21 protein-coding genes and 1 pseudogene are annotated in these 18927 nt (G+C 67.2%); 12 read left to right on the forward strand and 10 right to left on the reverse strand.

Going from position 1 to position 18927, the window contains the following annotated elements; genetic code table 11:
• The first annotated feature begins 410 nt into the window (after nt 1–410).
• Both AC07AG_RS04910 and AC07AG_RS04915 read left to right on the forward strand, forming a co-directional pair.
• Nucleotides 411–1199 carry a hypothetical protein gene (locus AC07AG_RS04910; protein WP_478751864.1) on the forward strand — a complete coding sequence of 263 codons (789 nt, stop codon included), beginning with the start codon at nt 411–413 and terminating at the stop codon, nt 1197–1199.
• Nucleotides 1200–1408: 209 nt separating this feature from the next.
• On the forward strand, nt 1409–3457 hold the full coding sequence (locus AC07AG_RS04915; protein WP_478751866.1) for a tetratricopeptide repeat protein: 2049 nt from the start codon (nt 1409–1411) through the stop codon (nt 3455–3457).
• 87 nt (nt 3458–3544) lie between these two features.
• Here the strand turns inward: AC07AG_RS04915 and AC07AG_RS04920 are convergent.
• A pseudogene (locus AC07AG_RS04920) lies at nt 3545–3727 on the reverse strand (NrdR family transcriptional regulator); the annotation flags it as partial.
• A gap of 294 nt (nt 3728–4021) precedes the next feature.
• Nucleotides 4022–4492, reverse strand: coding sequence for a hypothetical protein (locus tag AC07AG_RS04925; protein ID WP_478751867.1), 471 nt, complete (start codon nt 4490–4492; stop codon nt 4022–4024).
• Nucleotides 4493–4856: 364 nt separating this feature from the next.
• Between AC07AG_RS04925 and AC07AG_RS04930 the strand changes: the two genes are divergently transcribed.
• A complete protein-coding gene (locus tag AC07AG_RS04930; RefSeq protein WP_478751868.1) occupies nt 4857–5216 on the forward strand; it encodes a hypothetical protein in 360 nt (119 codons plus the stop codon).
• The gene (locus AC07AG_RS04935) at nt 5213–5350 is read left to right on the forward strand and encodes a hypothetical protein (protein ID WP_478751870.1); all 138 of its coding nucleotides are present in this window, start codon (nt 5213–5215) and stop codon (nt 5348–5350) included. The genes AC07AG_RS04930 and AC07AG_RS04935 overlap by 4 nt, the downstream gene beginning before the upstream one ends.
• A gap of 14 nt (nt 5351–5364) precedes the next feature.
• On the opposite strand, the gene arsM is transcribed toward AC07AG_RS04935, so the two are convergent.
• The gene (gene arsM, locus AC07AG_RS04940) at nt 5365–6162 is read right to left on the reverse strand and encodes an arsenite methyltransferase (RefSeq protein ID WP_478751872.1); all 798 of its coding nucleotides are present in this window, start codon (nt 6160–6162) and stop codon (nt 5365–5367) included.
• Nucleotides 6163–6266: 104 nt separating this feature from the next.
• On the opposite strand from arsM, the gene AC07AG_RS04945 reads away from it, so the two are divergent.
• The 5 genes from AC07AG_RS04945 (at nt 6267) to AC07AG_RS04965 (ending at nt 8656) form a co-directional block, all read left to right on the forward strand.
• Nucleotides 6267–6683: an ArsR/SmtB family transcription factor gene (locus AC07AG_RS04945; RefSeq protein WP_478751874.1), complete on the forward strand. Its 417-nt coding sequence runs from the start codon at nt 6267–6269 to the stop codon at nt 6681–6683.
• A gap of 5 nt (nt 6684–6688) precedes the next feature.
• Nucleotides 6689–7798, forward strand: a complete 1110-nt coding sequence (arsB, locus tag AC07AG_RS04950; protein ID WP_478751876.1) for an ACR3 family arsenite efflux transporter — start codon at nt 6689–6691, stop codon at nt 7796–7798.
• On the forward strand, nt 7791–8255 hold the full coding sequence (locus AC07AG_RS04955; protein WP_478751878.1) for an arsenate reductase ArsC: 465 nt from the start codon (nt 7791–7793) through the stop codon (nt 8253–8255). Before arsB ends, AC07AG_RS04955 begins: the two co-directional genes overlap by 8 nt.
• Entirely contained in the window at nt 8252–8365 is a 114-nt protein-coding gene (locus AC07AG_RS04960; RefSeq protein ID WP_478751879.1) for a hypothetical protein, read from the forward strand. Before AC07AG_RS04955 ends, AC07AG_RS04960 begins: the two co-directional genes overlap by 4 nt.
• 156 nt (nt 8366–8521) lie before the next feature.
• Nucleotides 8522–8656, forward strand: a complete 135-nt coding sequence (locus tag AC07AG_RS04965; RefSeq protein WP_478751881.1) for a hypothetical protein — start codon at nt 8522–8524, stop codon at nt 8654–8656.
• A gap of 317 nt (nt 8657–8973) precedes the next feature.
• On the opposite strand, the gene AC07AG_RS04970 is transcribed toward AC07AG_RS04965, so the two are convergent.
• A complete protein-coding gene (locus tag AC07AG_RS04970; protein ID WP_478751882.1) occupies nt 8974–9648 on the reverse strand; it encodes a hypothetical protein in 675 nt (224 codons plus the stop codon).
• A 346-nt stretch (nt 9649–9994) separates the two neighbouring features.
• Nucleotides 9995–10777 (reverse strand): type I methionyl aminopeptidase, encoded by a 783-nt coding sequence (gene map, locus AC07AG_RS04975; protein WP_404704553.1) that lies wholly within the window; start codon nt 10775–10777, stop codon nt 9995–9997.
• Between the two features lie 65 nt (nt 10778–10842).
• Here map and AC07AG_RS04980 point away from each other — a divergent pair, with 65 nt between their 5' ends.
• On the forward strand, nt 10843–11154 hold the full coding sequence (locus AC07AG_RS04980; RefSeq protein ID WP_478751885.1) for a helix-turn-helix domain-containing protein: 312 nt from the start codon (nt 10843–10845) through the stop codon (nt 11152–11154).
• Between the two features lie 357 nt (nt 11155–11511).
• Here AC07AG_RS04980 and AC07AG_RS04985 read toward each other — a convergent pair whose 3' ends face one another.
• On the reverse strand, nt 11512–11763 hold the full coding sequence (locus AC07AG_RS04985) for a hypothetical protein (protein WP_478751887.1): 252 nt from the start codon (nt 11761–11763) through the stop codon (nt 11512–11514).
• A 348-nt stretch (nt 11764–12111) separates the two neighbouring features.
• Between AC07AG_RS04985 and AC07AG_RS04990 the strand changes: the two genes are divergently transcribed.
• Nucleotides 12112–13725, forward strand: coding sequence for an MFS transporter (locus AC07AG_RS04990; protein WP_478751889.1), 1614 nt, complete (start codon nt 12112–12114; stop codon nt 13723–13725).
• A gap of 600 nt (nt 13726–14325) precedes the next feature.
• On the opposite strand, the gene AC07AG_RS04995 is transcribed toward AC07AG_RS04990, so the two are convergent.
• Nucleotides 14326–14748 carry a hypothetical protein gene (locus AC07AG_RS04995; RefSeq protein ID WP_478751890.1) on the reverse strand — a complete coding sequence of 141 codons (423 nt, stop codon included), beginning with the start codon at nt 14746–14748 and terminating at the stop codon, nt 14326–14328.
• 544 nt (nt 14749–15292) lie between these two features.
• Between AC07AG_RS04995 and AC07AG_RS05000 the strand changes: the two genes are divergently transcribed.
• A complete protein-coding gene (locus AC07AG_RS05000; protein ID WP_478751892.1) occupies nt 15293–16129 on the forward strand; it encodes a lysozyme in 837 nt (278 codons plus the stop codon).
• Nucleotides 16130–16194: 65 nt separating this feature from the next.
• Here the strand turns inward: AC07AG_RS05000 and AC07AG_RS05005 are convergent, their stop codons facing one another.
• From AC07AG_RS05005 to AC07AG_RS05015, 3 genes are all read right to left on the reverse strand, one after another.
• Complete coding sequence (locus tag AC07AG_RS05005; RefSeq protein WP_478751894.1) at nt 16195–16893, reverse strand: flavodoxin; 699 nt, start codon at nt 16891–16893, stop codon at nt 16195–16197.
• Between the two features lie 83 nt (nt 16894–16976).
• The gene (locus AC07AG_RS05010; RefSeq protein WP_478751896.1) at nt 16977–17828 is read right to left on the reverse strand and encodes an aldo/keto reductase; all 852 of its coding nucleotides are present in this window, start codon (nt 17826–17828) and stop codon (nt 16977–16979) included.
• 30 nt (nt 17829–17858) lie between these two features.
• Nucleotides 17859–18887 (reverse strand): zinc-binding dehydrogenase, encoded by a 1029-nt coding sequence (locus AC07AG_RS05015; RefSeq protein WP_478751897.1) that lies wholly within the window; start codon nt 18885–18887, stop codon nt 17859–17861.
• Nucleotides 18888–18927: the final 40 nt, after the last annotated feature.

Below are 18927 nucleotides of genomic sequence, written 5' to 3' on the forward strand. Positions count from 1 at the left end.
ACCGGGAACGGTGGGCAGCACAGGCTTGGTGCTGAGCACGTCAGGCCGCCTCCACCAGAGCCGTAAAGAGACGTTCTTGCCCCGCCCTACCGCAGGAGGAGGCTGCACCGGGACTTCGCCCACGCGCTCGGTGCGCGGATCGGGCCGGGCGGCGGGCGCCGTACGCAGCGAGCGCGACGTCCCACTGGCAGTCGTTCAAGCGGTTCTTCCTGCTCATGGACCAGCCGCCCACTGCGTGGAGGAGCTTCGGGTGCGTCATCTGCAGCGTTATCTGGTACCCCGGGGACAGTCGTGCAGCGAGAAGTCGGCCCGCAAAAATCTGCAGGACCCGCTGCTGCTCATGCCGGCGCTGCGACCCAGGACCGGTTGGACATCCAAGTGGCGGACTATGTCGGGCAGCGGGGCACGGCGTGGACGCCCAGCAGGCCGACCAGCCCGGGTACTCCGACCGTGAGTTCCAGGCGATCATGGCTGCCGCCTGCTTCGACGTCGTAGCCATCCGTGACCGGATCGCGGACGGCGAGGCCCTCCTGCCGCAGTTCCTGCACCGGCCCGGTTCGCTGTCCGTCGCATACCGGGATCGGGATCGCCGACCGTTGCCGCCCGCAGAGCACGGTGTCGCTGCTGGCTTGCGTAGGTGCGGGTCCGTGCGGTGGTCGGCTCGGTACGCTTTTCTCAGAAGGAGTTGCAGGGCCTGTGGTCTTGGGCTGGCGCCGAGGGAGGGCATCGTGCTGCCAGAAGCGTTGATGGTGTTGGCGTCCGCAGCGGGAACGGCAGTGGTTCAGGCGGCTGGTACTGATGCCTGGACCGGATTGCGCGAGGGGGTATCGCGCCTCTTCGGCCTCGGCGACGCATCAGCCGGTCTGGTGGCGCTGGAGCGTTTGGATCGGACGGCCGCCGAACTGGAGGGTGTGGGCTCGCAGACCGCGCGGGTACGTCTGGAAGCCTCCTGGCAGGCCCGGTTTGAGGATTTGCTGGAATCTGCGGACGAGTCACGTCGTGCGGTGGTGGCCGGGCAGCTGCGCGAACTGGTGGGCCTGTGTCCGTCGGTCACCCATGAAGCCCGCGCGGGGGATGGAGGGCTGGCGGTCTCGGGCAATGTGGAGATCCGTGCTGAGGACGGCGCGGTGGCCAGTGGCGTCGTCCATGGGGATATCAGCGTGGGAGACCCTTTACAGCCGGGCCCGGAAGGGGCCTGACCGCGTCCGGCGCAGAACCGACCCCGAGCATCAGTGCGCACTCCTCGCTCTACGCGCAGAGCGGTGGACTAGCAGTCGGCCATGCCAAGACGGTGACGCAGTACGCCGCCCCCCGGCCCTCTCTGCCCTGGCCCCGCTGGGTAGGTGTGGTTCCCCGGCAGGCGGACTGCTTCCAGTCCCGCGATGTCGCTGCCGCTGCGAAGCGGGCGATGGCCGAAACCGAGGCGGCGTCACGCTGCCAGGTCTTGTCGGGGGCAGGTGGGGTCGGCAAGACCCAGATTGCCGCCCACCTGGCCCGCAGGATCTGGGAATCACAGACGGTGGACCTTCTGCTCTGGGCCACCGCGAGCAGCAGAGACATGCTCGTGAGCATCTACGCCGAAGCCGCACTGGCCGTCGCCGACCCCGAGACTGCGCATCGCTTCGAGCGCGAGGCTTCCGAGAAGGCAGCCGCCCGTTTCCTGGCCTGGGCGCAGAGCACCGACCGGCGCTGGCTGATTGTGCTGGACGACGTCAGCGACCCGGCCAACCTGAGTGGCTTGGGCGGCCAGCTCGACCTGTGGCCACCTTCGTGCCCGAAGGGACACACCGTCGTCACCACCCGCCGCCGGGATGCCGCCCTTCCAGGCCGCCGCATCGACGTGGGCGCGTTCACCCCGGACGAAGCACGCGCCTACCTGACCGACAAACTCGATGCCGCACAGCGCCGGGACGACCTCGAGCACATCACCGGGCTCGCCCGTGATCTCGGCCATCTGCCACTGGCCCTGGCCCAGGCTGTCACCTACCTCATCGATCTCGACCTGGACTGCGGCACCTACCGTCGCCGGCTGGCCGACCGCACCCGCACCCTGGGCGACCTGGTCCCCGAAGAGGGCGCGCTGCCCGACGCTCACCACACGACCATCGCCGCCACCTGGTCCCTGTCCGTCGACCACGCCGACCGGTTGCGGCCCAAGGGGCTGGCCCGTCCCATGCTGCACCTGGCCAGCCTGCTCGACCCCAACGGCATCCCTGTAGCCGTCCTCACGAGCCAGGCGGCCCTGGCCTACCTCACCGAGCACCGTGCACGAGACGAGAGCGGCAACCACGCCTCAAGCACGCCCGCTGTAGACGCGGAATGCGCGTTCGCCGCCCTGCGTTGCCTGCACCGGCTCAGCCTTGCGGACCACACTCCCGACGCCGCTCTCCCCACAGTGCGTGTCCACAGCCTCATCCAACGGGCAACGCGCGAAACTCTGCCCCCTGACGCGAGGGATCCCCTCGCGGTCGCCTGCGCGGACGCCCTCGTCGGCGCGTGGCCCGAAATCCAACAGGATGCTGCCCTCGCCCAGGTTCTGCGAGCCAACGCCGACACCCTGATCGCCCAGGATCAGAGCGCACTGTGGCAGACCGACGCCCACCCCCTGCTCATCCAAACCGGGACCAGCCTCGCAGAGGCCGGGCTCGCCACCGCAGCGCTCACCTACTTCCGCGATCTGTCCAACGCGGCACAGCATCATCTCGGCCGCTACCACCTGGACACCTTCACTATCCGCCGCTATCTCACTGATCTTCAGGCAATGTCGGGGGACATGAGCGGTGCGCGGGCTGCACTGGCCGAATTGCTAGATGACCAGTTGCGGCTGCGCGGTCCGGATGACCCGGGCACGTTGGCAACTCGTAGTGAGGTCGCCCGCTGGCAGGCGCATGCAGGAGAACCGGCTGCTGCTGTCCAGGCCTTCGAGGAGCTGCTGATCCACTCAGTGCGGGTGCTTGGGCCTGGGCACCCGCAGAGCCTAGTGATCCGATTGAACATTGCGAACTTTACGGGGGAGGCGGGTGATGCGGCGGCTGCCCTGGCAGGGTGCGAGGAGCTGCTGGCTGACACCGTGCGCATCTATGGCCCTCACCATCACCGGACTTTGCCCGTTCGCTTCCACCTCGCCCTTTGGACAGGGCGGGCAGGGGACCCAGGGGGCGCCGCAGTGGCCTTCGCGCAGCTGGTTGCCGACCATCTGCAGACATTTGGCCCGGAGCATTCCAACACGCTGGCCATACGTGGAAACCTCGCGGAGTGGCAGCGGAAAGCAGGAAACTCGGCCGGCGCCGTTGCCACCCTCGAAGAGCTGCTGCCCGACCAGCTGCGCGTTCTAGGGCTGGCCCACCCTTGGGTTCTCAGCGGCCAGGCGAAGCTGGTTCGCTGGCTCGAAGAGGATCGGGACGCTTCTCATACCCCGGAACGTGTCCTAGAGGGGGACGAGTTGGACGGTGCATGATGCTGTACTTCATGTGTGAGATGCGCGGGTGAACCCATGCTGCCGATGTGAGGTCAGGGTGCGGTGGTGGGACCCGGCTTCGTTCACTTCCAGCAGCAGCGTTGAACACGTCTCCACGGTCGTGAAACGGCGGGAGCAGTCGGGACACTGACGGCGCCTGCGGATCGAGGTGCCGTCGTCGGTGGTGCGGCTGTCGACCACGCGACTGTCGGGGTGCCTGCAGAAGGCCCGGACACCTGGTCCGGGCCTTGCGCTGTCGAAGTCCCCCAGCTGGTCGAATGCCAGTAAGGGAGGCAGAGACCTTTGGTCTGCTCGTGCTCTCCTCGGGAGCGGCCCCCAGTGCGGATCGCGCAGTGCGCGAGCCCTCGTCACCGCACGTTGCCTGCCCACGGGGCCGGGGGAGTGCAGGTCAGGAGTCCTGCGGGCGAAAGCCGTCGACACCGGCCGCAGCCGGGTCGGGTGCGGGGACGATGTACTCGGCGACGGCCCGGCGGCGCCAGGCCGTCACGTCGGGCCTTCAAACTTCGACACGGAGGTTGGCTGTGAGTGGGAGGTCTTGCTGGCCTACTTGTCGGGGCAGTCAGCCTCAGTCCAGGTCGCGACGAGGTCACGACAGACGACCGTGAGTGATCCGTTCCAGAACGCGATCTCGTGGCTGCAACCGCTCTGGTGGGGCAGGACCTCATCGAGGACTACGGTCCCCAGGCATGCCCAGTTGCTGTTCTCGACGCCTCCGGAATCGAATCTGGAGACCCCTGCATAGCGGATGACCAGGTCTTCGTCGTGCTTCCAGCAGTTGTGCCCGAACTGGATCTCCACCTGCTGGTCATCAGCTCTATGAGTGCTGATGTACTGGACGTCCAGGTCCTTCACACACCGCCTGCTGGAAAAGTCGTAGTGCCCTGGGGCAGTCGCGAAGTCCCGGGCTCCGGCTGGCAGATCGTCAGCCAGCGAGGGCAGACGATCCAGGTAGCGAGCAGGGGATATGACGCCTGACATGTTGCCGACCTGCGCATCTAGGTTGATGTACTCCATCGTTCTTCATCTCTGCTCGTGGCTCTGGTGGCCAACGAAGGGTCGCACGATCACCATGCAGAGGGCCGTTCGTCAGACCACGCCCAGAGCCGCGACAGCAACCCCATCTGCTGGCAGCATTCCACACGCACTCAGGAAGCGTGGCCGCCACTCCCTCGATGTACTTCATGGACACCGCTCGGCGCGCAGCGGGGCGCAGGTGTCCGTCGGACGTGAGTTGACCTTCTGTCATGCAAGTCCGGGTTTCCGTGGTTTCGTCGCCTTCCGGCGCGGTAGCTGTTGGCGTACTGAGCAAGGTGCTCAGGTAAGTAGGGATAAACGTGCTCAGTTGGATCGCTATTGGAGTGCTCGCTCGCGGTGCTCCGTGCGACGATCGCTGGGTGGAGAGTCCTGGTCCGTCGTTTCGTTTCGACGATGTCTGCTGATCGAGTCGCTGACGGTGCTGGCGGCTGATGCCTCTGTCCAGGTGGCCTGGCTGGAGATGCATCGTGTGGTAACGGACGAGATCGCCTTGGACTTCGATCACGTATTCCGGATGGCTGATGAGGACCAAGTCGGCCCTGATGCTCTGCCCGATCTGCGTGAGATCGATACGATCTTCTGCGAGATGAGTGGTGCAGAGAACGCGGGCCGGTGGGCAAGGACGGCCCTGTCCACCGACGCAGGCTGGGCTCAGGCCCATCAGCTGGCCCGCCAGGTTCTCCTGGCGGAGCTTGGCCCATGAAGGAACGCTGCGCCCACATGATGCGCCAGGACGGCACGCGCCGTGATTCGCTCTACTACGGCCTCCTCGCCGATGAGTGGCCAGCTGTGCGCGAAACGCTGCTCAAGCGGGTCGCGGCCAAAGCCGCCGTCTGACGTGGAGCGGTCCGTCACGGGGCGGGGAGTACCCGCTTCCGCAACAGCGGCGATATGGCCGCCGTAGTCGACTTGGCGGCGCGAACGATGGCGGAGTGCATGCCGTCGGCGACCGCGTGGGTGGAACTGATCTCGATGGCCGTGAATCCGGCTGCTTCGAGGCCGGCGCGGTATTCGGCGAAGGAGAGAGCGCCCGCGATGCAGCCGACGTAATCGCCGCGCTCGGCCCGCTGAGCGGGGTCGAGGGCATCGTCGGCAATGACGTCGGAGATGCCGATGCGGCCGCCCGGAGCAAGGACTCGGATCATCTCGGCGAAGACGGCGGGCTTGTCGGTGGAGAGGTTGATGACGCAGTTGGAGATGACGACGTCGATGGTGTTCGCGGGCAGGGGGATGGCCTCGATGGTGCCCTTGAGGAACTCGACGTTGGCGGCGCCGGCCTTCTGCTGGTTGGCGAGTGCGAGGGCGAGCATCTCCTCGGTCATGTCCAGGCCGTAGACCTTGCCGGTGGGGCCGACGCGGCGCGCGGAGAGCAGGACGTCGATGCCTCCGCCGGAGCCGAGGTCCAGGACACGTTCGCCTTCGTGGAGGTCGGCGACGGCGGTGGGGTTGCCGCAGCCCAGCGAGGCGGCGACGGCTTCTGCGGGCAGTTGCTCGCGCTCGTCGGCGGCGTAGAGAGTTCCGCCGAAGTTGTCGTCGACCTCGATCGCGGCCGGGCCGCAGCACGCGGTGCCGCCTTCGGTGACCTGGACGGCGGCCGCGGCATAGCGCTGACGGACGGTCTCGCGCAGGTCGGTGTTCTGCTCGCTCATGACGTGGCTCCTCAAACGGCAGGGTTGAGCAGCCCGCCAGGGGCTGCATTGACGTTCCTCGATGCAACCTTGCGACTTGAATCGAAGCCTGTCAATATCGAAGCATGTCGAAACAAGAGCTTGTGGTGCTCGGCCGGGACGATGAGGCCGGGGGGTGCTGCCCGACACTGTTGAGTGCCCCGCTGGATGCGGACCAGGCGGCCGAGCTGGCGCCGGTGTTCAAGGCCCTGGGCGATCCCGTGCGGCTGCGACTGCTGTCGATGATCGCTTCCCAGCAGGGCGGCGAGATCTGCGTCTGCGATCTGACCCCGGCCTTCGACCTGTCGCAGCCGACGATCTCCCATCACCTGAAGCTGCTGAAGCAGGCCGGTCTGATCGCTTCCGAACGTCGCGGAACGTGGGTGTATTACCGGCTGCTGCCGGAGAAGACGGACCGGCTGGCCGCGATCCTGACGCGCCCCGGCAACCCGGATGCCCAGCCCCTTCAGCCCCTCGCTGACCCTGCCGGGGCCGCTTCGTGAGCAACATGGCCACCACCCCGGTCGGCTCGGTGGCCGGACGGCTGTCGATGGTGGACCGGTTCCTGGCGGTGTGGATCCTCGCCGCGATGGCTGCCGGCCTCGGACTTGGCCGCCTGGTCCCCGGGCTCGGGGACGCGCTGGCGAAGGTCACGGTCACCGGGGTCTCGCTGCCGATCGCGCTCGGTCTGCTGGTGATGATGTATCCGGTCCTCGCCAAGGTCCGCTATGACCGTCTGGACACCGTCACCCGCGACAAGCGCCTGCTGATCCCCTCGCTGGTGATCAACTGGGTTCTCGGCCCGGCCGTCATGTTCGCGCTCGCCTGGATCTTCCTGCCGGACCTGCCCGAATACCGGACCGGGCTGATCATCGTCGGGCTCGCCCGGTGCATCGCCATGGTCATCATCTGGAACGACCTGGCCTGCGGGGACCGTGAAGCCGCCGCCGTCCTCGTCGCCCTGAACTCGGTGTTCCAGGTGATCGCGTTCTCCGCACTGGGCTGGTTCTATCTCTCCGCCCTGCCCGGCTGGCTCGGCCTTGACCAGACCGCGCTGGACATCTCGGTGTGGGAGATCGCCCGCAGTGTGCTGATCTTTCTCGGCATCCCGCTGGCCGCCGGGTTCGCGACCCGCAGGATCGGCGAGAAGGCCAAGGGACGCGTTTGGTATGAATCGAAGCTGATCCCCAGGATCGGCCCGTTCGCCCTGTACGGGCTGCTGTTCACGATCGTTGTGCTGTTCGCCCTGCAGGGCGACGCGATCACCTCCAAGCCTCTCGACGTGGTGCGGATCGCGCTGCCGCTGCTGGTGTACTTCGCCGTGATGTGGGCCGGATCCATGGTCCTGGGCAAGGCGGTCGGCCTGGACTATCCCAAGGCGACGACGCTGGCGTTCACCGCCGCGGGCAACAACTTCGAGCTCGCGATCGCGGTGGCCATCGCGACATTCGGTGCGACTTCCGGGCAGGCTCTGGCAGGAGTAGTCGGCCCGCTCATCGAGGTGCCGGTACTGATCGGCCTGGTCTATGTCGCTCTGGCCGCCCGCCGATACTTTCCGAATTCCGGGCCTCTGCCAGCCCCTGCTGCTGCCGCTGAGGAAGGTCCCGTCCGTGTCTGACACCGCTCCGAAGCCGTCCGTGCTGTTCGTGTGTGTCCATAACGCCGGACGCTCGCAGATGGCTGCCGCCTTCCTCGCCCACCTCGCCCAGGGCAGGGTCGAAGTCCGCTCCGCCGGGTCGGATCCGGCCGACTCCGTCAACCCGGCCGTCATCAAGGCCATGGCCGAAGTTGGTGTCGACCTGTCCGCCCAGACACCGAAGGTGCTGACCTGTGAAGCGGTGCAGGCATCGGACGTAGTGATCACGATGGGCTGTGGGGACGCCTGCCCCGTCTTTCCCGGCAAGAGGTACTTGCACTGGAAACTCGACGACCCCGCCGGGCAAGGCATCAACGCCGTCCGACCGATCCGCGATCAGATCGAGGGCCGCATTCGGAGCCTGCTGGACGAGCTCCTGCCTGGACTGGCTGATCGAGCAGGGCTGCGGCCTGTGTCCACATCGGCGGATGCGACATGACGAGCAAGTGGTCCCACGCATCATGCAGGACCAGGCGCGCCAAGCCGCATGAGCGGGTCGACGCGTGCCCGCACTGCCGACCGGACACCGACCTCGGCATGCTGGAGTAGACCTGTTTCGCTCTACCGTCTCAGCCCCGCGGGCTGAGATTCTCGGTGGACGGGCACTTGCGCCCTCCCTCCCCAGTCTCCGGGCGCTCGCGGTGGGGTGGTGGCAGGAGCGGGCCGCAGGCGAAGGAAACGAGCCAGCTGCGGCATGAGGTCGAGATGGCCGCGAAGAAGGCCGTGCGGCGGCTACGCTCCTCGCCCGGCTTCCAGCCGCAGGCGTGGGGATGCGTCAAGCGGCGCGCCCTGCTCGCGCATTGCACCCTGCAGGCACTGTCCGGCGACTGGTTCGCGTGACGCTGCCCCACCAGCCTTTTGCCGGTGGTGGTGGGAGGGTGGGGAGGCAGTTGGGGGCGTGTGGCGCTGCTAGCTGCTGCTGGCTTCGGAGTTGGTGCAGGTGTCCCTGTGCATAACGCCCTCATGTGATCCACAAGGAGGCCACGGCAAGAAGCTGTGTCGTATCTCTTGGTTGGTGGCGTTCTGCGATGGCCGACCTCTGCGGCGGGATCCCGATGGCCACGACCAGCAGGCTGTTGGCGTCGATCGGAACTGCCACAGGCAGTGGCCACCGATGAGCTCGTCAGCCGACGCCGAGAATGCCTCGGAGACGGCGTTCAGTTGTCGGGTTTGACCTTCGAGGACAGGGAGAACAGTCCGGCCGCCGCCACGATGAGACCTCCGGCCAGTTCCTCGTAGCCCTGGAAGTAGGAGATGGGGATGCCGATGACGCAGGTTGTTCCTGCCAGGACGAGGACGCGTCCGATCAGTCGCCGGAATCGGCTCGGCGGCGGAGGGTGATGGGGGTTCTGCGGGTTTCCCCAGTAGGGGAAGGGGCCCGGCCTGGGTTTCCAGTCATCGTGCAGGAGCTGGATGAACTCCGGGTGATGGCGGGCATAGCCCAGGCGGTGGGGTGCCAGGCACCTCCACGGCAGCCAACCGTGCCTGATGGCGATCCAGGTGAGTCCCGGCAGGCAGGCCACGGCCGCCCAGATCGCTGCGACCGTCCGCTCTGTGGCCGAAGTCGGCAGAATGCCGAGGAGTTGGTCCAGCGCGCCGCTGGCGGCGTAGGCGATCAACGAGGCTGTGGAGAGCACCGCCGCGGTCTGCTCGATCTGATGTCCGGTGTAGCAGCGGGCGCAGCGTGGCACATGCACAACTTCCTGGCGCCATGTGGTGCGCAGAACAACGATCCATGGAGTCATGGTGGTGTCGGCGCCCTGGTGCAGCCCAAGGACGCGGTCGTGCCACGACGCCGGTGTGGCATTCCCGCAGAACCAGCATTCCCGCATCACAAGTCTTCTCTCCCCCTGTGAACCCTTACGACCGGTCCCGCTGGTTTCGTCCGGTGGCCTGCAGTGCATAGATCACAACTGCAGCCACGACCGGCGCTGCGGGTCTGCGCACCTCATCAGAAGACATGTCGAGGATGGTATCGACGACGGCCCGGGGCCGGTCCCGCTCATCCGGAACGCCCTATTACCTGCACGAACCGGTTGAGGGGGATCGGACGAAAAAAGCTCTGAGCTCTCCGGCACTCATCACGGCCTCCGCCGCGACAACATCCTGCGGAGCCGAGGCTAATCCATGGCTGATCAGCAGTGCCGGAGATCAGAAACACGCGCTTACAGCGCCCTCTTATGGCCGTGCCTGCGTGGGCAGGGTGAGAATTTCGGCTCCGTTGTCGGTGATGGCGATGGTGTGCTCGCTGTGCGCGGTCCGGCAACCTGTCGCGCTGCGCAGCGTCCAACCGTCGGCATCGGTGACGAGTGTGGCAGTGTCGTCCATGACCCAGGGCTCCAGGGCGAGCAGCAGTCCGGGGCGCAGCTTGTATCCGCGGCCTGGTCGTCCGGTGTTCGCGATGTGGGGGTCCTGGTGCATGGTCGAGCCGATGCCGTGGCCTCCGAACTCGGTGTTGATCGGGTAGCCCGCCTCGCTGAGAACCGTGCCGATGGCGTGGGAGAGGTCACCGATGCGCGCCCCAGGCTTGGCGGCGGCGATGCCGGCGGCGAGTGCACGTTCGGTCGTCTCGATCATCGCAACGCTCTCTGCCGGCCTCGCTTTGCCCACGAGAAAGCTGATCGCGGCGTCCGCGGCCACCCCGCCCCTGGCTACAGCGAGGTCGAGAGTCAGCAGATCCCCGTCTGCCAGCGTGTAGTTGTGAGGCCGCCCGTGGAGCACTCCATCGTTGACGGCCGTGCAGATGTAGTGGCCGAACGGGCCGCGTCCGAACGAAGGTGCGTAGTCGACGTAGCAGGACTGCGCTCCCGCCTCGGTGATCATCTCTTTGGCCCACTGGTCGATGTCCAGCAGGTTCGTCCCGACCGTGCTGCGCTGCTTCAGCGTGTGCAGGATGTCTCCGACCAGAGCGCCGGTGTCCCTTGCCCGCTCCAGCCGCGCGGAGTTCAGGATCTCAATCATGGGGGACCTCTCATGTGTTTCCAATAACTATCCCGGTCTAACTGTACCGGTATTAGAATGGGGTCATGGTCAGGTTGCCGCTCACCCCCGCCGAAGTGGAACGCGGGCAGCGCCTTGGTGCCCTGCTCCGCCGAGTCCGGGGCTGCCGCTCGATGCTGGACGTGGCGCTCGCTTCCCGCATCTCGCCGGAAACCTTGCGGAAGATCGAATCCGGCCGTGTGGCCACCCCCGCCTTCCCGGCCATCGCAGCGATCGCCGACACCCTCGGCCTGTCTCCCGACGCCCTCTGGGCCGAGATCCAGATCAATCGGGCGGAGCGAACCGTCGAGGATCAGTCGGTTCTGCCTGTCGCGCGGCGTCCATCGCTGGTTTCGTAACACCCACTCCACATCAAGTACGCATGAGCCAGCGAGCTTTGCCGCGGCCTCGTCAAGATCACCGGTGCAGAGCTACCGGCGAACGGCGATGTGCAGGAGAGCAGGCCGGGCTCAGCAAGATCAACCTCAGCGGCACCCTCGATACCGCAACTACTCGCGACCGGGCGCCGCAGTGTCCAGCGGGTCACGTAGCGGGGTCCGTTCGATGCGCAGGCCGGCGTGGAGGAGAAGCAAGCGGCGCCAGGATCAGGGGCGCGCCGGTTCTCCACGTCTTTCCCGGCGAGGATGCAGGTCGCCCAGGGCTGGCGGATCGTAATGCCCAGATCCAGGTGCCCGGTTGGGGGAGCGGGGGAGCGTTCATGCCACCCGCCCCAAGCAGTGGGTGCCCGGCCGTCCGGCGCGGCGGCCGTTGATGGACGACACGGCGGCGTGCTGCGGTCCGGCAAGGGGGGCGCGGCCGGTGTGCTTACCCGCGTGCAGGGCAGCGTCGGCGGCACGCTGGAGCAGCTCCAGGTCGTCGGTGCCGATGGCGTCAGGAGAGGCGGCCCCGATCGACGCGGCGGTGTCGACCAGGGTGCCGTCGTCCACCTCGACCGGCTGCGCGAGCAAGGTGCTGAGCTGGGCGAGTCGCAGTTGGCGTCGGGCGGGTGCGATGCGTACGGCGATACGCCACCCGAGTAGTAGGCCACCACAGCTCCCGGCGCGGCCGCCACGATATCGAGGGCAGTGTTGGTGCCCGGTGCGACCTCCACGACGATGTCGACGCCCTCGGGGGGCGAACGCCCATCGGGGCTGTGCGGCGCGGACGGGTCCTGCCGGTTCACGCGGCTTGCGCGGGGCGAACTCGTACCCGCCGGACGGGCCGGATTGTCGGTCGCGTATCGGCAGATGTCAGGCCGAGGCGGCGGCGGCCGACGCAACGTGCGTATGCCGTCAGTTGGGTACAGACTTGATCACATGGGAACTAAAAGGTCCCGGACGGACTCCGTCGCCCCCTCGTCGGCGGGTGCGCCGAACCAGACGCTCGCGCTCGCGGCCATGCTGTTCGCGGTGTCGATGACCTTCATCGACCAGACCATCGTGTCCATCGCCGCGCCGGACATCATCGAGGAGCTCGGCCTGACATCCTCCGGGATGCAGTGGGTCGTCAACGCCTATCTGCTCGCCCTCGCGGCATTCTTCGCCCTCGGCGGCCGTCTCGCCGACCTCATCGGCAACCGCCGGATCATGCTGATCGGCACCCTCGTCTTCGTCATCTCATCGGTGCTCTGTGGGTGTGTCCCCAAAGGCGATGTCGCACAGACCTGGCTGATCATCTTCCGGGCCACCCAGGGGCTGGGGGCGGCCCTGATGTTCCCGGCGGCGCTCGCCGTCGTCGTCAACGTCTTCCCGGTCGAGAAACGCGGGCGGGCACTCGCCCTGTTCTTCGGCTTGTCGGGCGCTCTCACCGCCATCGGTCCCCTGCTGGGCGGTTGGCTCACCGGATGGACGTGGCGCGCGATCTTCTGGGTCAACGTCCCGGTCGCCGTGATCGCGCTCATCCTCACCTTCATCGCCCACGTCCCCAACGTTCGACGGCCGGAGAAGCTCGACGTTCGGGGAGCCGTGCTGGTCGCGGTGGGTATGGGGCTGAGTGTGCTGGGTCTCCAGCAGGCCCAGGCGTGGGGTTGGGGCAGTGTGCTGACCTGGGTCTGCATCATCGGTGGCCTGGTGGTGCTCGCGGTGTTCGTGCGCTACGAGATGACCGTGGCTCAACCCCTGATCAGGATGCAGGTGTTCAGGGACAAGGCGTTCACGGTGGACAACCTCGTCCTGTTCTTCGCGATGCTCGCGTTCGTCCCGCTGTTCTTCTTCGCTTCCGTGTACGCCCAGGTCTCGCTCAGTGCCTCGCCGAACCAGGCGGCGCTGTATTTGCTGTACTTCTTCGTGGGCTTCGCGATCACCTCCCAGTGGGGCGGCCGGATCCTTGACAAGAGGGGTGCCCGACCGGCCCTGAAGATCGGCACGGCTCTCGGGGCGGTCGGTTTCGCGCTCTGGGCCGGCAAGCTGACCGATCTGTCGATGCACAACCAGTGGCCTTACGTGGCCCTGGCCGGCGCGGGCATCGGGTTCCTGCTGGCCCCGGCCTCCACAGACGCGGTCAACAGGGCCATCGGCGCCTCGTACGGCGAAGTCACCGGCATCACCCAGACGGTGCGCAACTTCGCGGCGAGCGTGGGCCTCGCCGTCTTCGGCACGATGCTGACGCACATGACCACCAACCGCGTGGCGGACACCCTCGAGAGCCGGGGCCTGGCCAAGGACGAGGCCCGGGAAACTGGGCGCTCGGTGGCCGAGGCGGTAACCGGGAACGCGGACGGCCGCGCTCCGACCGGGGATGGACCGGCGGCGACACGGATGCGCGAAGCGATGGGCGACATCCAAATGGACTTCGCCCAGGCAAACCAGTGGGTTTTCTACGGGATGGCCGTCGCGCTCGGCATCGCGTTCTTGTGCGCGCTGCGCCACCCCGGATCGCGCGTCACATCGGACTCGGACGCAGCCGGGCCGACCAGCGCGACCAGGGACTGAAGCCGAGTACGTCGTCCAGCCGTAGGCGTTCAGAAGCCCGCGGGCCGCGGTCTTGGCCCCTTCGTGGTCGTCGGCTCGGCATGAGCAGGGCGCACGTACACCGTCCGGGGCACGCGTGAGCCCGGAATCCACCGTCCGGCCCTTCTCCAGTTCCTCGTCAGTGCAGCCCCATGGGCGAGGTCCGTTGCCGAGCCCGCGCGGACGCCCTGAGAGCTGACGTGCCGACCGTGGTTCATTTCGTACGTCCTTCAGTGCCGCACCGAAGAATCTCAGTGCTGCGCCTCGGAGATGGTGCGGATCGGGCAGCCATCCGACCGCGCTCGATCGTCCCTTGAAGGCGCTGACGAAGCCGTTGGACGTGGCGGACGGTGATCAGGCAGACGGCTAGTCCGAGGAAGGCTTCGTGGATGTCGTCGCGTCGTTACCAGCGGATGCGCAGGCGGCGGAAAGCCATGCAGCCAGGTGATGGTGCGTTCGACGACGTAGCGGAAAATGCCCAGGCCAGTGCCAGCCGTGCGCCTCGCCTCGTTTCGCGATCACGGGGGCGGATCCTAGGTGACGTGATGTGCGGGGTGACTGCGCGCACGAACTGCTGCCCCGCTACTTCAGGTGGTACTTGCAGCCCTTCGCGGACTCGCCCCCTGCGTACTGGGCGACGGTTTTGCCGTCGACCTTGATGCTGCACGGCGGGAAGTCGAACGAACCGCTGGAAGTCAGTACGGCTTGGGACGACACGGACACGGTTGTACCCGTCTTGAGGTAGGCGCCCTCGAGCGTCACGTCGGTGGTCTTCTTCCAGGGGAGAGAGACCTGCGCGGAGTGATTGGTGTCCGTGATGTACAGGACGTTGGGCTTGCCTTTGCCCTCGACCGCGACGGTCACCTCGTAGGTCCTCGGCTTGCCCCACTTGGACGTCGGCTTCGCCGACTGCTTCGGTGCAGTGGGGGAGCTGCCCGCGTCGGCCTTCGCGCCGTCGCCCCCGCTGCCACATCCCGTGAGCAACAGCCCAGCCGCCGTGGCCACCGCGACTCCAACGACCCTCTTGCGCACGTCTTTTCCTCTCCCACAGGGCTTCCAGCGCGGGCACACCGCCACGGCCGGGATGTTGATCATATGGGGGCGCGCCGACAGCCCCGAACCGTGGCGGGGCGAGCGGGCGTTCGGTGAGGGGAGCCGTCTGCGCGGGGTGGCCCGCGTTGGATCCGGTACTCCGGAGGCCAAGGTGAGCGGCAATGGGTGGCCTTCGCTGGACCGGCAGGACGGCTTCGATCGCCGTAGTGACCCCGTCGGCGTCGGCGTCGGCGTCGGGTTCGGTCTGGGGTGCGCAGTGTGCGGGTGACGGTGCCGGTGGGGGCGATGAGGAACTTCTCGAATCTGAACCCAGGGCTCGATGAGCCGGAGGATGTGCCCGGTGCAGCCTCCTCGATGCGTCCCCTCGGCCGTTGCGGGCTGCGGCCACGGTGCACCGTAGGGCTTATCAGGTGATGTGAGCCGCGCTCCTCGCGCGTCTGACGGTGTGTTGACCCCTGCCTGGACTCAGGCTGAGCTCGAGCCTAGGAGGCGTCTCATGTCTTTGTCCGCCTGTGCACCTCGCCGGATGTCGACTGTTCTAGCGGCTCTGGGTGTGGGTATTCCTGCCCTTGCCCTCGTGTTGTCCGGTACGGCAGGCGCCGTCCCTGGTGCACCCGAGCCCTCTCATCCCGAGGATGACTTCGCCGGCTCCCAGATCCTCAAGCATGAGGGAATGAGCAAGAGCGGTGTCGCACTCGCCGCGCCCGGGGGGACCGAGGGGGTGGACGTCAGCAGCCATCAGGGTAACGTCGCATGGGCCCCGCTGTGGAAGTCCGGAGTGAGGTTCGCCTACATCAAGGCGACGGAGTCCAGGAGTTACCGCAACCCGTTCTTCGCCCAGCAGTACAACGGGTCCCACAATGCGGGCATGATCCGGGGTGCCTACCACTTCGCCACCCCCAACACCTCCAGTGGCGCCACCCAGGCCCGGTATTTCCTCGCTCACGGCGGTGGCTGGTCCAAGGACGGCAAAACCCTCCCCGGCGCTCTGGACATGGAGTACAACCCTTACGGCGCCACCTGCTACGGACTGAGCCACCAGGGCATGGTCAGCTGGGTCAGGGACTTCTTCAGGACGTACAAGGCGAAGACCGGCCGGGATGTCGTCCTGTACACCTCCACCAGCTGGTGGAAGACCTGTACAGGGAACTACGCCGGGTTCAGTAAGACCAATCCGCTGTGGGTGCCGCGCTACGGTTCGTCCGTCGGAGCCCTGCCTGGTGACTGGAAGTACCAAACCGTGTGGCAGTACACCTCCACGGGAGCGATCGTCGGTGACCACAACCGGTTCAACGGCAGTCTCGACCGTGTGACAGCCCTCGCGAACGGCTGACCGGCGTTCTCGCAACTCACCCCGCTGCGCTCCGCGGGCGGCCGCCGTCGCTATGGCGCAGGGGGTTACGTCTGGAGCAGGCCGGTGCGCTGGAGCCACGTCTTGATCGCGGACTCGGCGTCGTTGGCTCTCTCGCCCTGGACAGCGAGGCCGGCTCCGATGGCGGCTCCGGGACAGGCGACTGCGTAGTCGCGTTCGGTGGTGCCCAGACCGCTCACGGCGTAGGTGGTGACGGGGTGGACGGTCTTGTCGCGGAAGGCCAGCCCGTCGGTGAAGGTGGTCATGATCATGGGCGCGCGGACGTTCCAGATCGGGCTGGCGAGCAGAATGGTTCCGTATCCCTCCAGGTCAGGCAGGTGGTTCTTGATGGCGGGACGGGCGTCGGTGTCCTGTTCGCGGACATTGCGTTGGACGGTGGCGTCGTAGTCGCCGGGGTAGGGGTCGGCGGGCTCGATCCGGTAGAGGTCGCAGTTGATCAGGTCTTGGATCTTTCGGGCCACGACTTCGGTGTTGCCGGTCTCGAGGTAGGTGCGGTCGCCGTAGTAGTAGTTCTCGCCGGGGCGGGAGAAGTAGGCGAGCAGGATCCGGCCGCGAGGCGTACTCGTGGGTTCGGGTGCTGCGGAGGTCGTGGCCTGGTCTGGGTTCTGCCGGTCGGGGTCGCCTGTGCAGGCGGCGAGCGCGGGGGTGGTCATGGCGGCAGCTCCGGTCAGCAGCGCGGCCCGCAGGAGTGCGCGCCGCGCCGGTAGACGGTCGGTTCGGATCACAGGTGGGTCCCAAGACGAGGTTCGAGCAGTGAGCAGGATGGCAGGCTGACGGCCTGCCCCTTGCTGTAGCCGGAGAACTTGGTTCAGGCGTCGAGGCGTCGCTTGGCGAGCCAGCTGACGATCTCGGGGTCGTGGTGGTCGAAGAAGAGGGACTCGCCGGTGTCGAGGGTGGCGATCTTGGCCATCTGCTCGTCGGTCAGGTCGAAGTCGAAGACGTCGAAGTTCTCGGCCATGCGCTCGGCGCGTACGGACTTCGGGATCGTGATGACGTCGCGCTGGGTGAGCCAGCGCAGGACGACCTGGGCAACGGACTTGCCGTGCTCCTTGCCGATGCCTGCGAGGAGGGGGTTGGTGAACAGGTCGTTCTTGCCCTCGGCGAAGCCGCCCCAGGACTGGTGCTGCACACCGTGCTCGCGCATCAGAGCGTGGAAGTCGGCGCGCTGGAAGAAGGGGTGGGTCTCGATCTGGTTGACCGCAGGCGTGATCTCGTTGTTGACGATCAGGTCGATCAACCGGTCGGGGTAGAAGTTGGCGACACCGATCGCGTGGGTCAGGCCCTCGCGGTTCAGGGCTTCCATGGCGCGCCACTGGCCGTAGACGTCGCCGAAGGGCTGGTGCATCAGGTATAGGTCGAGGTGGTCCAGGCTCAGCTTGGTCAGGGAGGTCTCGAAGGCGCGGCGGGTGTTGTCTTGGGCTGGGGCGTCCTGGACCCACAGTTTGGTGGTGACGAACAGGTCCTCGCGCGGGATGCCGCTGGACTTGATGGCGTGGCCGACGGCCTCTTCGTTGCCGTAGGCCGCGGCGGTGTCCAGCAGCCGGTAGCCGGCCGCCAGCGCGTCGGAGACGGCGCGTTCGGTGTCCTCGGCGGGGATCTGGTAGACGCCGAAACCGAGCAGTGGCATGACGACGCCGTTGTTGAGGGTGACGGTCTTCATCAGGGGGTGCCCTTTGCTGTGCGGGTGTGGTCAGGGGCGAATGAGGGCCTTGAGTACCTGGCGGTCGGCCATGGCCTGGTAGGCATCTGGGGTCTGGTCGAGACGGAAGGCCTGGTCGAAGACGCGGCCGGGGGCGATGGTGCCGTCCATGACATCGGGCAGCAGCTGTTCGATGTAGGCGCGGGCGGGGCTGGCGCCGCCGGTCAGGGTGATGTTCCGCATGAAGACGGCCGGGCCGATGGGGCCCTCCTCGTACTGGGGGACGCCGAGGCGGCTGATGGTGCCGCCGTCCAGGATGGCTCCGAGTGCGGTGTCGAGGGTCTGGCGGGTGCCGACGGCCTCGATGACCTTGTTCACGCCGTCGGTCAGCTCGCGGATGCGGGCGATGCCTTCCTCGCCGCGCTCGGCGACCACGTCGGTGGCGCCGAACTCGCGGCCGAGATCCGTACGGGCATGGTGGCGTCCTGCGAGGACGATCCGTTCGGCTCCGAGCCGCTTGGCGGCGATGACCGCGCACAGACCGACCGCGCCGTCGCCGACGACGAGCACGGTGTCGCCGTTGCCGACGCCAGCGGTGACGGCGCCGTGGTGCCCGGTGGTCATCACGTCGGACAGAGCCAGCAGGGACGGCAGCAGCGCGGAGTCCGCGCCCACCGGCAGTTTGACCAGGGTGCCGTCGGCCTGCGGGACGCGGACGGCTTCACCCTGGCCACCGTCGACTCCGTCGAAGCCGTACCGGCCGCCGTGGCGGCAGGAGATGTGCAGGCCCTTGGCGCAGTAGTCGCAGGTGTTGTCGCTGTACGTGAACGGGGCGACGACCAGGTCACCCGCCGCCAGTCCGGTCACGTCCGCGCCGGTGTCCTCGACGATGCCGAGGAACTCGTGCCCCATGGGGCGGCCGGTGTCGGTGGCGGGCAGGGAGGCGTAGGGCCACAGGTCGCTGCCGCAGACGCAGGAGGCGACGACGCGTACGACCGCGTCGGTGGGCTGGTCGATCTTGGGGTCGGGTCGGTCTTCGACGCGGACGTCTCCGGCGCCGTACATCACGGCTGCACGCATGACGGTGTTACTCCAAACAGGTATAGGGGGCGGAGCGGTT

The sequence above is a fragment of the Streptomyces sp. NPDC044044 genome (assembly GCF_056434405.1).